15 protein-coding genes are annotated in these 12,592 nt (G+C 74.7%); 8 read left to right on the top strand and 7 right to left on the bottom strand.

The genetic code is table 11. The features are described from left to right. Positions 1-36: 36 nt before the first annotated feature. On the bottom strand, positions 37-354 hold the full coding sequence (gene uraH / locus BLP29_RS18010) for a hydroxyisourate hydrolase (RefSeq protein WP_092807137.1): 318 nt from the start codon (positions 352-354) through the stop codon (positions 37-39). After that, on the bottom strand, positions 351-845 hold the full coding sequence (uraD, locus tag BLP29_RS18005; protein WP_092807135.1) for a 2-oxo-4-hydroxy-4-carboxy-5-ureidoimidazoline decarboxylase: 495 nt from the start codon (positions 843-845) through the stop codon (positions 351-353). The genes uraH and uraD overlap by 4 nt, the downstream gene beginning before the upstream one ends. A gap of 21 nt (positions 846-866) precedes the next feature. On the opposite strand from uraD, the gene BLP29_RS18000 reads away from it, so the two are divergent. The 4 genes from BLP29_RS18000 (at position 867) to BLP29_RS17985 (ending at position 4,526) form a co-directional block, all read left to right on the top strand. After that, the gene (locus BLP29_RS18000; RefSeq protein ID WP_092807133.1) at positions 867-2,069 is read left to right on the top strand and encodes a DUF6986 family protein; all 1,203 of its coding nucleotides are present in this window, start codon (positions 867-869) and stop codon (positions 2,067-2,069) included. Positions 2,070-2,178: 109 nt separating this feature from the next. Further along, on the top strand, positions 2,179-3,120 hold the full coding sequence (locus tag BLP29_RS17995; RefSeq protein ID WP_092807131.1) for a sensor histidine kinase: 942 nt from the start codon (positions 2,179-2,181) through the stop codon (positions 3,118-3,120). Between the two features lie 57 nt (positions 3,121-3,177). Further along, complete coding sequence (locus BLP29_RS17990; protein ID WP_092807129.1) at positions 3,178-3,996, top strand: SDR family oxidoreductase; 819 nt, start codon at positions 3,178-3,180, stop codon at positions 3,994-3,996. Beyond that, a complete protein-coding gene (locus BLP29_RS17985) occupies positions 3,993-4,526 on the top strand; it encodes a MarR family winged helix-turn-helix transcriptional regulator (RefSeq protein WP_092807127.1) in 534 nt (177 codons plus the stop codon). The genes BLP29_RS17990 and BLP29_RS17985 overlap by 4 nt, the downstream gene beginning before the upstream one ends. Here the strand turns inward: BLP29_RS17985 and ald are convergent. Beyond that, entirely contained in the window at positions 4,503-5,648 is a 1,146-nt protein-coding gene (gene ald / locus BLP29_RS17980) for an alanine dehydrogenase (RefSeq protein WP_243470078.1), read from the bottom strand. The two genes, BLP29_RS17985 and ald, sit on opposite strands and share 24 nt — an antisense overlap. Positions 5,649-5,742: 94 nt before the next feature. Here ald and BLP29_RS17975 point away from each other — a divergent pair, with 94 nt between their 5' ends. Beyond that, positions 5,743-6,201 carry an Lrp/AsnC family transcriptional regulator gene (locus BLP29_RS17975; protein ID WP_207798583.1) on the top strand — a complete coding sequence of 153 codons (459 nt, stop codon included), beginning with the start codon at positions 5,743-5,745 and terminating at the stop codon, positions 6,199-6,201. Between the two features lie 15 nt (positions 6,202-6,216). Here BLP29_RS17975 and BLP29_RS17970 read toward each other — a convergent pair whose 3' ends face one another. Next, complete coding sequence (locus tag BLP29_RS17970) at positions 6,217-6,561, bottom strand: hypothetical protein (protein WP_133379267.1); 345 nt, start codon at positions 6,559-6,561, stop codon at positions 6,217-6,219. A gap of 341 nt (positions 6,562-6,902) precedes the next feature. Here BLP29_RS17970 and BLP29_RS17965 point away from each other — a divergent pair, with 341 nt between their 5' ends. From BLP29_RS17965 to BLP29_RS17955, 3 genes are all read left to right on the top strand, one after another. Continuing rightward, positions 6,903-7,130, top strand: a complete 228-nt coding sequence (locus BLP29_RS17965) for a hypothetical protein (RefSeq protein WP_092807123.1) — start codon at positions 6,903-6,905, stop codon at positions 7,128-7,130. After that, positions 7,127-7,903 (top strand): aquaporin, encoded by a 777-nt coding sequence (locus BLP29_RS17960; protein ID WP_092807121.1) that lies wholly within the window; start codon positions 7,127-7,129, stop codon positions 7,901-7,903. Before BLP29_RS17965 ends, BLP29_RS17960 begins: the two co-directional genes overlap by 4 nt. Positions 7,904-8,030: 127 nt before the next feature. Then, positions 8,031-9,446 (top strand): YcaO-like family protein, encoded by a 1,416-nt coding sequence (locus BLP29_RS17955; protein WP_165839438.1) that lies wholly within the window; start codon positions 8,031-8,033, stop codon positions 9,444-9,446. Here the strand turns inward: BLP29_RS17955 and BLP29_RS17950 are convergent, their stop codons facing one another. From BLP29_RS17950 to BLP29_RS17940, 3 genes are read right to left on the bottom strand one after another with little or no spacing between them, the layout of a single operon-like run. Further along, positions 9,447-10,313, bottom strand: coding sequence for a carbohydrate ABC transporter permease (locus tag BLP29_RS17950; protein WP_207798582.1), 867 nt, complete (start codon positions 10,311-10,313; stop codon positions 9,447-9,449). Next, positions 10,310-11,245 carry a carbohydrate ABC transporter permease gene (locus BLP29_RS17945; RefSeq protein WP_092807117.1) on the bottom strand — a complete coding sequence of 312 codons (936 nt, stop codon included), beginning with the start codon at positions 11,243-11,245 and terminating at the stop codon, positions 10,310-10,312. Before BLP29_RS17945 ends, BLP29_RS17950 begins: the two co-directional genes overlap by 4 nt. Next, entirely contained in the window at positions 11,242-12,537 is a 1,296-nt protein-coding gene (locus BLP29_RS17940; RefSeq protein WP_165839437.1) for an extracellular solute-binding protein, read from the bottom strand. The genes BLP29_RS17945 and BLP29_RS17940 overlap by 4 nt, the downstream gene beginning before the upstream one ends. Between the last annotated feature and the right edge of the window lie 55 nt (positions 12,538-12,592).

The raw sequence follows: 12,592 nt of genomic DNA, 5'->3' as shown, positions 1-12,592 counted from the left end.
TCCGGTCGGGATGTCAGCGGTGTTGCACGTGGAACGTCAGGAGCCGCGGTAGGTCGAGAACGCGAAGGGCGACAGGAGCAGCGGCACGTGGTGGTGCGCGCTGCCGTCGACGACGGTGAAGTCCAGCGTCACCGACGGGTAGAAGGTCTCGCGCCCCTGCTCGGCGAACCAGGCCCCGGTCCCGAACACCACCCGGTGCGGCCCGGTGCCGGTGTCGCGGTCGGCCAACCGGAACCGGCCGTCGGCGTCGGTGACCCCCTCACCGATCAGCGCGTCCCCGGCGAACAGCTGCACGACCACCCCCGCCGCGGGCCGCCCCAGCACCGCGTCCAGCACGTGCGTCGACACGCTCACGAGACCAGCCCCCGCACGCGCAGCTCGGTGATCTGGGCCAGCTGCTCGACCACCTCGGGCCGTTCCTGGTCGGGCGTGTGCGACAGGCGGCGCCGGAGCTCCGCGAGCATCTCCTCCGGCGACCGCCCGGCGGCCCGGACCAGGAACACGTGGTCGAACCGCTCCTCGTAGTCCCGGTTGCCAGCCAGGATCGCGTCCCTCACGGAGGTCTCCGCGGTCGACATGGACGCCTGCTCGCGGCGCGACGACGCGGCCTCCGCCGATCCCCCGGACACCCGGTCGCCGATGCGCGGGTGCGCGGCCAGCGCGTCCTCGACCTCGGCCCAGGCCAGCGCCCGGGACACCTCACCGGCCCGGGCGACCAGCGCGTCGACCGACCCGTACGGGCGACCGGCGACGACGGCGGGGGCGAACGAGGCGGCTGCGTTGCAGGCCACCAGTGCGCTGGTCAGCCGCTCGTCGTCGGCTGTGTTGAACTCGGCGAGGTCCACGGGACGAGAGGATGCCAGCCGATGAGCCTCACCGACGACGTCTACGCCGAGCTCGACCGCCGCCTGGCCCCGGTCGACGCCGCCCGCACCGCCGCGTACCCGGGTGAGCGGTCCACCCGTCAGCCCGTGCACACCTGCTACGTGCCGGCCGACGCCGTCGTCCCCGGGCTGGTCGCCTCGTGGGGCGAGGGGGCGCTGGCCGCCCTCGACGAGCACGGCCTGCCCGACCTCGGGCTCGACCCCGGCCTCATCGAGCAGGTGCTGCCCCGGGTGCGCGCCAAGCTCGAGCGCGAGCCGGTGGAGGACCTCCGGGTCGACAGCGAGGACGGCTACCGCGGCCCGCCCGACCGCGAGGACGACGACGTGCGGACGGCGGCCGCCGTCCTCGCCGCCGAGCCCACCCTGCCGCCGTTCTGGGGCACCCGCGCCAAGTCCCTGGAGGGCCCCACCCGCCGGCGCGGCGTCCGCTCCCTCGACCTCTTCCTGGCCGGCCTCGCGGGCCGGGGGAGTGCCGTCGTCACGCTGCCCAAGGTCACCGCGGTCGAGCAGGTCACCGCGTTCCTGCCGGTGCTCGACGCCCTCGAGCAGGCGCACGGGCTCGGCCTGGACCTCGAGCTGCAGGTCGAGACGCCGCAGGCGGTGCTGGGTGCCGGCGGCGCCGCCACCCTCGCCGCGATGCTGCACGCCGGGGGTGGCCGGGTGACCGGGCTGCACTACGGCACCTACGACTACTCGGCGTCCCTCGGCATCGCCGCCGCGCACCAGGCCAGCGACCACCCCGCCGCCGACCACGCCAAGGCGACGATGCAGGTGGCCGTGGCCGGCACCGGGGCGCGGGCGGTCGACGGGTCGACCAACGTGCTGCCGGTGGGCTCGCGCGAGCAGGTGCACGCGGCGTGGCAGCTGCACGCGGGGCTGGTGCGGCGGGCGCTGGAGCGCGGCTTCTACCAGGGCTGGGACCTGCACCCGGCCCAGCTGGTCACCCGCTACACGGCGACCTACGCGTTCTTCCGGGCCGCACTGCCGGCGGCCGGCGCGCGGCTGGCCGCCTACGTCGCGCGCGTGGACGGCGGGGTGCTCGACGAGCCGGCGACGGCGAAGGCGCTGGCAACCGTGGTGCTGCGGGGCCTGGACTGCGGGGCGCTCGACGTCGCCGAGGTCGAGGTCGCCGCCGGGCTGGACCGGGCCGCGCTGGACCGGCTGGCCGGGCGGACGTCGGGCTGACGAACGAGGACGGCCGGGCTAGCATCTCGTCCGGTGCTCCTGCGAGCCGGACCCGTCGTGCACGACCGGAAGCGGCACAATGGGTTGAACGGTCGGCGGAGGGAGTCGGGTGGGCGCGGAGGCGGTGGCTCGGGAGCGGGTGCACGCGCTCGCCGCACCCGCCGACGACGACGAGCTCGTCGCGGTCGCGCTCGACTGGGCCCGACGCGGCGAGGCCGAGGGCGACCTGGTCGTGGCCGCCGTGCTGCCCTGGTTGGCCGAGCACCTGCGGGCCGCCCTGCCCGGCGTCGAGGTCGCCGAGCTCTGCGCCCCCACCCCCCGCGGACCCGAGGGCATCGCGTGGCAGCTGGCCGTGCACGCCCGGGCACAGGCCGAGGGGCGCCGGCTGCGCGTCGTCGGACAGGTCCTGGGCGACGACCGGCGGGGCTGGGACGAGTGCGTCCGCAGCGAGGCCGCCTACGAGCACATCCTCGGTCGGGCGCACACGGCCACGCTGTGCCTCTACGACCGGCGCACCCCGTCCGACGTCCTCGACGAGGCGCTGCGCGTCCATCCCCACCGGATGGTGGGTGGCCGCGTCGTCGACAACGCCGGGCACGTCGAGCCGGCCACGTTCGTCTCCTCCCTCGGCGTCCCCGCCGAGCCGGTGCAGCAGGGCGAGCCCGTGCTGGCGATCGACGACGCACCCTCCCTCGCCGACCTGCGGCACGCCCTGGCCACGGCGCTGCGCGGCCGGCTGGGCCACCGCGACGCCGACGACGACGTCCACCTGGCGGCCAGCGAGATCGCCGCCAACGCCTTCCGGCACGGGGTGCGCCCGGTGTCCGCACGCGTGTGGGCCTCCGCCCAGCGGGTCGTGGTCTCGATCTCCGACGGCGGACAGGCCTTCGTCGGGCCCCTGGCCGGCTACCGGCCCGCACACGGCGACGACCTGTCCCGCGGCGGCATGGGCCTGTGGCTGGCCCGCAAGCTGTGCGACCACGTCGACCTCGAGCAGACCGAGCGGGGCCTGACCGTCCGGCTCACCACCGCCGTCCGCCGACCGGCCTGAGCCAGGGCTCGCCGGGCCGGGCTTGACGGCGCGGTCCCTCACCGCTGAGGTAGTGACGTGATCGTGGTGACGGCCGCCGGGGGCGGCACGGGGACGGCGGTGGTGCGCGAGCTGCGGGCCCGGGGCGAGCAGGTGCGCGCCGTGGTGGGCAGTGCGCGGCCCCGGCCCGAGCTCGACGCGCTGGGTGCCGAGGTCGTGGTCGGCGACCTCGTGGGCGACCCGGCCGGCCTGCCGCTCGACGGCGCCGACGCCCTCTACCTGATCTGGCCGAACTTCGAGCCCTCCGAGGCCGCCGGCGCCCCGACCGCGTTCCGGGCCGCCCGCGACGCCCGGGTCGGCCGGGTGGTCTACCACTCGGTGCTGCGCCCCCAGCTGCGCTCGATGCCGCACCACGCCGCCAAGGACCGCGCCGAGGAGGCCCTCGACGCCGCCGGGGTGCCCTGGCGGGTGCTCCAGCCCTGCGCCTACGCCGACAACCTCGACGCGGCGCTGACCAGCGCCGCCGAGACCGGTGAGCTGCGCAGCGCGTGGGGCACGACGCAGGCGCAGTCGCTGGTGGACCTGCGCGACGTCGCCGCTGCGGCGGCCGTGCTGCTCACCGAGGACGGCCTGGACGGCGGCACCTTCGAGGCGGTCGGACCGCAGCCGCTGACCGCGGTCGACGTCGCCGCGGCGATGGCCGAGCACCTGGGCCGGCCGGTGCGCGCCGTCGACAGCCGGGCGCCGGAGCAGGACAGCTACGCCGGGCGGTGCCTGCGCACGATGTTCGAGCACTACCGGGCGCACGGGTTCACCGGCAGCCCCCGGGTGCTGACCGACCTCATCGGCCGGGCCCCGCGCACCTTCGCCCAGCACCTCGCCGAGCTGCCCCGATGAGCACCGGGGCGTCCTCCGGCGATGCGATGGACGTCATCCTGGCCCAGTGGGCCCGCGAGCGGCCCGACCTCGACTGCTCCCCGATGGGCGTCATCGGCCGCATCTCCCAGCTGCAGCGCGAGGTGTTCCTGGCCCAGCGGTCGACGTTCGCCAAGCACGGGCTCGACGCGCCGTCCTTCGACGTCCTGGCGGCGTTGCGCCGGGCCGGCGAGCCCTACCAGCTCACCCCGACCGCCCTCATGCGCACCGCGCTGGTCACCAGCGGCGCCATCACCCAGCGGCTGGACCGGCTCGAGGAGAAGGGCCTGATCACCCGCGGCCGCAGCGAGGCCGACGGCCGGGCCGTCGTCGTCACGCTGACCGAGGCAGGGCGGTCGGCCCTGGACGCCGCGCTGCCCGACCACCTCGACACCGAGCACGCCCTGCTGGCCGGCCTCAGCGACACCGACCGCGAGCAGCTGGCCGAGCTGCTGCGCCGGTTCCTGGTGGCGCTGGGCCGGGTGCCCTCAGCCGAGCAGGTCGGCGGCTGAGGTCCAGGGGAGGTCGTGGGCGGCGGCCACCGGCTCGCTGGTGAGCACGCCGTCCAGGCTGGTCAGGCCCTTCGCCAGAACCGGGGAGGTCGCGGCCGCACCGCGGACGCCGTGGTCGGCGACGGTGACCAGGTACGGCAGGGTCGCCGAGGTCAGCGCGAGGGTCGAGGTGCGGGCGACCGCGCCGGGGATGTTCGCGACGCAGTAGTGCACGACCCCCTCCTCGACGTACGTCGGGTGCGAGTGCGTGGTGGGCCGGCTGGTCTCGAAGCAGCCGCCCTGGTCGATGGCGATGTCGACCGCGACGCTGCCCGGGCGCATCGAGGCGACCATCTCGCGGCTGACGAGCTTCGGGGCCTTGGTGCCGGGCACCAGGACGGCGCCGATCAGCACGTCGGAGTCGGCGACGTAGGCCGCCAGCCGGGCCCGGTTCGGCTGCACGAGGTCCAGCCGCCCGTCGAAGACGTCGGAGAGGTAGGCCAGCCGCGAGGGGTTGGTGTCGAAGACCCGCACGATCGCGCGCATGCCGACGGCGATCTTGGCCGCCTCGGTGCCGGAGACGCCGCCGCCGATGATGGTCACCTTCGCCGCCGGCGTGCCCGGGACGCCGCCCAGCAGGATCCCCGCGCCGCCGGCCGGGCTCTCGAGGTGGTGCGCGGCGGCCTGCACGGCCATGCGGCCGGCCACCTCGCTCATCGGCGTCAGCAGCGGCAGCCGGCCGTCGGGGGTCTGCACGGTCTCGTAGGCGATCGAGTCGATGCGCCGCTCGACGAGGAAGTCGGTGAGGGAGCGGTCGGCGGCGGCGTGCAGGTAGGTGAACAGCTGCTGCCCGGCGCGGAAGCGGTGGTACTCCTCGGGCACCGGCTCCTTGACCTTGACGACGAGGTCGGCCCCGGCGAACACGGCGTCGGCGTCGGCGACCACCCGCGCCCCGGCGGCCTCGTACTCGGCGTCGGCGAACCGCGAGCCGACGCCCGCGCCGCGCTGCACCAGCACCTCGTGCCCGTGGTGCACCAGCTCGGCGGCGCCGTCGGGCTGCAGCGACACCCGCTGCTCGTTGTCCTTGATCTCGCTGGGGATGCCGATGCGCACGGGGTCCTCCTCGGTGACGGGTGACACCATCCACCCACCGACTGCGGTGGCGGACCAGAGGAGACGAACAAGTGCGCAGACTTCGGTCCCACGACCGCAGGATGTTCGGTCTGGGCGGGTCGCAGTGCTGACCGGCCGAACGCTGGACGACGTCGACCGCCGGCTGCTGGAGCTGCTGCGCGCCGACGGACGACGTCCGAACAACCAGCTGGCAGCAGCGGTGGGCATCTCGCCGTCCACCTGCCTGGCGCGGGTGCGCGCCCTGGTGGCCGACGGCGTGATCACCCGGTTCACCGTCGACGTCGACCCCGACGCCTTCGGGGAGCCGCTGCAGGCGCTGGTGTCGGTGCGGCTGCGCCCGGGCGCGCGCCACCAGCTCACCGCCTTCGCCGACGGGCTGCGCTCGCTGCCGGAGGTGGCGCAGTTCTTCTACCTGGCCGGCGCGGAGGACTTCGTGGTGCACGTGCGGGCCAGCGACACCGCGCACCTGCGCGACTTCGTCACCGACCGCATCTCCACCCAGCCGATGGTCGCGGCCACCAACACCAGCTTGATCTTCGAGCACGACCGGGGCGGCCGCTGAGCCCCGGTGCCGTGATCAGCGGCCGGGGTGCTCCGCCTCGGGGACGAGCAGGTCCGCGGCCGGGAGCTCGACGCCCGGCACCCAGGTCACCGCGCCGTCGTCCCCGAGGACGGTGATCTCCACGACCTCGCCCGGCAGGCCGGCGCCGGCGACCAGGCCGGCCACCGCCAGCCCGCTGGAGGTCAGGGCGGTCGCGAGGTCGGGGGCCTGGACGGTCGACTCGACGTAGTGGGTCCCCGGCACGTGGGGGTCCTCGCGGGTCGTCGTGCCCTCGGGTGCGTCCATGCGCAGGGCGAGGTCCATGCCGAAGGAGTACGCCTCGGGGGTCTGCACCACCGCGCAGGTCAGGTAGGTCGGCACCAGGCTGCTCCACATCTCGACTCGGCCGGGGGCGATGTCCGGGGGCCGCCGCCCGTGGTGTGGCCGTCCGTTCGACCCGACATCGTGAGCGCACCATGCCCACCGCCGCCGTGGACATACCTCAGCGCTGAGACATCATCGGTACGAGTGAGGTGGTCGCACCACATGTGGGGTCGTTCCACGTTTGAGGCGAGCCTGCCGGGGCCATCAAGACCCCGACGCGCCTTACGTTGTAGGAAAGGTGGGGCGCGACCGATGGCGGAGCGGGTCGCACGAGCGGCCCGACCGCCGCCCCGCCGGCGGGGGACCGCGGCGGGACGCGTCGTCCTGTGGAGGAAACCGTGTGGGCTCTGCTGTCCAGTCGATTGCGCACCTGGCTGCTGCTGACCGTCGCCGTGCCGCTGGTCTCGCGGCTGCTGCGCACCGCGGGTCAGCGCCTGGAGGCCCGCCGCGGCCCCAGCAACCTCTCCCGCGGTCTGCGCAAGGCCGGTGACCTGACCGGCCGGGTGGCCCGCAAGGGCGCCGCCACCGCGGCCGACGCCGCCACCGGTACCCGGCGTGCGGCATGAGCGCCGCCCCCGCGCAGCCCGCGCTGCCGATCCGCGCCCTCGCCGAGTTCCTGGGCACCGCCCTGCTGGTCGTCGGCGGTGTCGGCACGGCCGTCGCCGCCCCGGACACCGGCACGGTGGGCATCGCGCTCGCCTTCGGCCTGAGCCTGCTGGTGCTCGCCTACACGATCGGCCCGGTGTCGGGCTGCCACATCAACCCCGCCGTCACCCTCGGCGCCCTCGTCGCCAAGCGCATCGAGCCGGTCGCGGCCGGCGCCTACGTCGTCGCGCAGGTGCTCGGCGGTCTGGCCGGCGCCGGGGTCGTGCTCGGCTTCCGCTCCGCCGACCCCACCTTCGACCTGGCCGCCGACGGACTGGGCACCAACGGCTGGGGTGAGGCCTCGACCGGCGGCTACGGCATCGGCGCAGCGATCGTCGTCGAGCTGGTGCTCACCGCCCTGCTGGTGATGGTCGTGCTGGCCGCCACCGCCCGGACGTCGAACGCCGCGGTGGCCGGCATCCCGATCGGCCTCGCGCTGGTCGTGGCGCACCTGGTCGCCGTCCCGGTCGACGGCACGTCGGTCAACCCGGCCCGCAGCCTGGGCCCGGCGCTGCTCTCCGGCGGCACCGCACTGTCGCAGGTCTGGCTGTTCGTCGTCGTCCCGCTGGTCGGCGCGGTGGTCGGCGCTGTGCTGCACCGGGTGCTGTGGAGCGCCGACGGCGGCCACGCCGTCACCACCGCGACGCCCGACCCGACCACCCCGGCCGCGACGGAGCGCACCGCCCGGCACTGACCAGCTGCGATCACCATCGTCCGTCCTGGCTCACCGACCCCGTGAGCCAGGACGTACCCCGGTGCACCCGGCTGATCGGCGTCCGGCGTCCCCTGCGGGTGGCCGCTGGAGCGGGGACAGTGGCCTCGTGACCGACCCCGCCGCCGCCTACCGGTCCGCCCTCCCTCCGGGGCGGACCACCGAGCTCGACCTGCGCGGGTACGACCGCACCGGGGTGCCGGTCACCGCGACCGTGTGGCGCTCGGCGGACGGCACGCGATCGGGCCACGGGGTCGGGTACGGCACCACCGCCGAGGCCGCCGCGATCGGCGCCTGGGGCGAGCTGGCCGAGCAGGTGCTGCTCGACGACCGGTTGTTGCACGTGGAACCGCGCACGGCCACCTACGCCGAGCTGGTGCGCGAACGGGGTCCCGACCGGGTGGCTGATCCGCTGACGCTGGTGCTGCCCGCCGGCGCCGACGTCGACCGGCCCCTGCGCTGGCTGCCCACCGTCCGCTGGGCCACCGGTGAGGAGGTGCTGGTGCCGGCCGAGTTCGTCGCGCCGCACGCCGGCGGCATCGCCGCACCCCCGCCGGACGGCGGCTGGCTGGTCACCCCGATCACCAACGGCATGGGCGCCGGCGACACCGCCGAGCGGGCCGTCGCGCACGGCATCGGTGAGCTGCTCCAGCGCGACGGCGACACGGTGGACTTCCGGGCGCTGGACACCGGCCGGGTGATCACGGGGATCGACGACCCGCGGACCACCGCGCTGCTCGACGAGTTGGCGGCGGCCGGTCTCGAGGTCACCGTGAAGCTCGACAGCACGGAGTTCGCGGTGGTGGTGCACGCCGTGGCCCGCGACCCCCGGGCCGACCCGCCGGTGGTGCTCAGCGCGATCGGCGAGGCCGCCGCCCCCGACCGCGCCGAGGCGGTGCGCAAGGCGGTGCTCGAGCTGGCGTCGTCCCGGGCCCGGCGGGCCTTCGCGTTCGGCCCGCTGGACCGGGTGCGCGAGCTGCACCCCGACTACCTGGCCGCCGAGCTCGCCGTCCCGCTCGGACCGCAGGAGCCGCGCGCACTGGCCGCGATGCAGGACTGGGCCGACCTGACCACGGACCAGCTCGACGACCTGCTGGCCCCGCTCTGGCGGCGGACGACGGAGGTCGCGTACGCCGACCTCCCGACCTCCGACGTCGTCGGGCCCACGGCCACCCTCGCCCTCCACCGGGAGCGGCTCGCGGGGTTCGACCTCCTCGTCGCCCCGGCCCGGGTCGGCGACGTGCACGTGGCCAAGGTGGTGGTGCCCGGGCTGGAGGTGGAGACGCTGTCCTACGGGCGCATCGGTGAGCGCGTTGCCCGCCGGCTGCTCGACCGCGGGTCCGAGCTCGTCGGCCGGGGCACGGCCGACGGCGCCGACCGGCGGCAGGTGCGGCTCACCCCCGAGGCGACCGAGCGGCTGGGCGGGCCGGTCTGGCTCGACGTCGCCGCCGTCGACCGCACGGTCGGCCGGCTCTACCCGCTGTACCGCGAGCCCACCCGGCACGCCCCCGAGCGGCTGGGCTGATCAGCGCAGGCCGCTGCGGGCGACGCCCTCCACGAACTGCCGCTGGAAGACCGCGAAGACCACGAGCACCGGCAGGGTGGACAGCAGGGCCATGCCCATGAGGGCCGGGTAGTCGGTGCCGTACTCGCCCTGCAGGAACGACAGGCCGATCGGCACGGTGAACAGCTGCTGGTCGTTGAGCACGATGAGCGGCCAGGCGAACTCGTTCCAGCGGTACATGAACGTGAGGATCACCAGCACCGCGATGAGCGGGCGGCTCATCGGCAGCACGATCGACCAGAAGATGCGCAGGTGCCCGGCGCCGTCGAGGCGGGCGGCCTCGAGCACCTCGTCGGGGATGCCGAGCATGAACTGCCGGCACAGGAAGATGCCGAACGCCTCGGCCGCCCGCGGGACGATCACCGCCCAGTACGAGTTGATCCAGCCCAGCCCGGCGACCAGCTGGAACTGCGGCACCATCACGACCTGCACCGGGATCATCAGCGTCGACACGATCATCACGAAGACGACCTGCTGCCCGCGGAACCGGTACTTGGCCAGCACGTACCCGGCCAGCAGGTTGAGGGTCACCGACAGCGCCATCGCCACCAGCGCGATGGCGGTCGAGTTGAGGAAGAACTGCCCGAACGGCAGCAGCTCGAAGGCCCGGCGGAAGCCGTCGAGCGTCGGGTCCTCCGGGAAGAACCGCAGCGGCCCGCTGGTCAGCGCGCCCTGCCCGCTGAACGCCGTGATGACCATCCAGTACAGCGGGAAGAGCATCACCAGCGCGCCGACGACCAGCGCCACGGCCTGCCACGAGGCCCAGCCGGCCCCGCCCCGGGCCGACCCGCGGCGTGCCTTCGACGAGGTGCGGACGGCGGTGCTCACAGGTCGGCCTCCTGGGCGCGCTGCCGGCGGTACCAGAGCGCGGTGAGCACGGCGATGAACAGGTAGGTGACGACGCCGATGGTCGCCGCGTAGCCCTGCCGGCGGGCGTCGAAGCCCTCGGCGTAGGCGTAGGTCACCAGCATCTCGGTGGCGTTGCCGGGCCCACCGCCGGTGAGCACGTAGACGATGTCGAACACCTGGAAGCTCTCGATCACCCCGAGCACCACCAGGAAGATCGTCGTCGGCTTGAGCAGCGGCACCACGATGTAGCGCAGCCGCTGCCACTTCCCGGCACCGTCGGTCTGCGCGGCCTCCAGGTACTCGGCGGGGATGGACTGCAGGCCGGCCAGGTAGACCACCATGACGAAGCCGATCTTGGTCCAGATGCTGATCAGCACCAGCGAGCCCATCGCGCCCACGGCGTCGCTCTGCCACGGGACGCCGTCGAGGCCGGCCGAGCGCAGCAACCGGTTCACCACGCCGACGTTCTCGTTGAAGATCCACCGGCCGGCGACCGCGACGACGACGCCGCTGATCACGTAGGGCACGTAGTAGATCGCCCGCAGCACCCCGCGGCCGCGCAGCGGCCGGTTCATCGCCAGCGCGATGCCCAGCCCGATCACCAGCGAGACCGGCACGGTGAGCAGGGCGTACAGGCCGGTGTTGGCGGTGGCGCGCCAGAACGTGGAGTCCCCGAACAGCTCGGTGTAGTTGTCGGCTCCGACGAACTCGCGCGGCCCGAAGCCCGAGGACGAGTAGAGCGACAGCCACACGGTGGCCAGCAGGGGGACGAAGAGGAAGACGGTGAAGACGACGAGGTTGGGGGAGAGCAGGCCCCAGGCGGCGACCGTGTCGCGGGAGACCCGTCGCCGGCGGGGCGGGGGGTCCCCGGGCACGGGGGCGGTGACCGCGGCCGGCGCCGCCGTCGTCACGAGAGCCGCCCGGCGACGTCCTCGGCGAGCGCGGCCAGCACCTCGCCGGGGTCGTCACCGGCCAGGAACGCCTGCTCGAGCCGGTCGACGATCGAGGCGTTCACCGCGTTGAACTGCGGCACGGTCACCTGCGCCGACAGCTGCGGGGTGATGGTGGTCGCCTGCTCCACGAACAGCTCCATGAGGTCGGGGCGCACGGCGTAGTCGAGCCGTTCGCCGAGCAGGGCGGTGCGGGTGGGCAGCACGGTGGCCTGCTCGCAGAACAGCGCCTGCTGCTCGTCGTCGGCCAGGAACGCCAGGAAGTCCGCGGCCGCCTCGGGGTTGACCGACTGCGCGGTGGCGACGACGGCGTTGCCGCCCAGGTCGGCCGAGGCCCGCTCGTCGGCGGGCAGGAACGTCGCCCCGTACTCGCGGCCGGCCGAGACGAACGCCGGGTCGATGGTGGGCAGCAGGAAGTCGCCGGCGAAGACCATCGCGATGGTGCCGGTGGTGAACAGCTCGTCGACGTAGGAGCCCTTGGTCGACGTCGTCGGCGGCACCAGTCCGTCGGTGAAGAAGCCCTGCGTGAAGGCCAGGGCGTCGCGGCCCGCGCGGCTGTCGATCGCCGGTTCGTCCAGCCCGTCGGTGAGCAACCGCCCGCCGCGCTGGTCCACCCAGTTCAGCCACCGGTAGGCCCCGGCCAGCTGCCAGTTGACCCCGAAGGCGAACTGGGCGTCCCCGGTGGGCAGGCCCGCCGCGATCGACCGGAACTCGTCCCACGTCCACGCCTCGTCGAGGCTGGTCGGGATGCGCGCGCCGGCCAGCGCCTCGGTGTCGTAGAGCACCAGCGAGGTGTCGGTGTGGTGCGGGACGCCGTACACCCGGCCCCCGCTCTGCACCGCCGACACGAACGCCTCGCCGAAGCCGTCGACGTACCCGGCCGGCAGCAGGTCGGTGAGGTCGAGCAGCGCGCCGCCGGCGGCGTAGATGCCGATGTCCTGGTAGGTGACCCGGAACAGGTCGGGCCCGCGGTCGCTGGCCAGGTTCGCGTCGACCCCGGTCAGGGCCTCGGAGAACGGGACGACGTTGAACACGACCGGGATGCCGCTGGAGGCGGTCCACCGCTCGGCGACGGTGCGGAACGCGGCCAGCTCGGACTCCCCGGCCCACAGCGTGAAGCTGAGCCGCCCCTCGCTGCTGCCGGTGCCGTCGCCGCGCTGCAGGGCGAAGCCGGTGCCGCACCCCGAGAGAGCCAAGGCCCCTGCCGCGGTGGCGCCGAGGAACCCCCGCCGGGACAGCCGTGAGCTGATCACCGCACGACCTTGCGGCTTGGGGGGCCCCGGCACCAGTCGATCTTGTGAACGGCCT

Source organism: Klenkia marina (genome assembly GCF_900101025.1).
In the GTDB taxonomy this organism is placed as follows: domain Bacteria; phylum Actinomycetota; class Actinomycetes; order Mycobacteriales; family Geodermatophilaceae; genus Klenkia; species Klenkia marina.
Note: the sequence above shows the minus strand (reverse complement) of the source record. Positions and strands in the feature narration are given on the sequence as shown.

Excerpts from the sequence above, each read along its gene's own strand:
- BLP29_RS18000 (WP_092807133.1), top strand. The coding sequence starts at position 867 with ATGAGCCTCACCGACGACGTCTACGCCGAGCTCGACCGCCGCCTGGCC.
- BLP29_RS17985 (WP_092807127.1), top strand. The coding sequence starts at position 3,993 with ATGAGCACCGGGGCGTCCTCCGGCGATGCGATGGACGTCATCCTGGCC.
- ald (WP_243470078.1), bottom strand. The coding sequence starts at position 5,648 with ATGGTGTCACCCGTCACCGAGGAGGACCCCGTGCGCATCGGCATCCCC.
- BLP29_RS17960 (WP_092807121.1), top strand. The coding sequence starts at position 7,127 with ATGAGCGCCGCCCCCGCGCAGCCCGCGCTGCCGATCCGCGCCCTCGCC.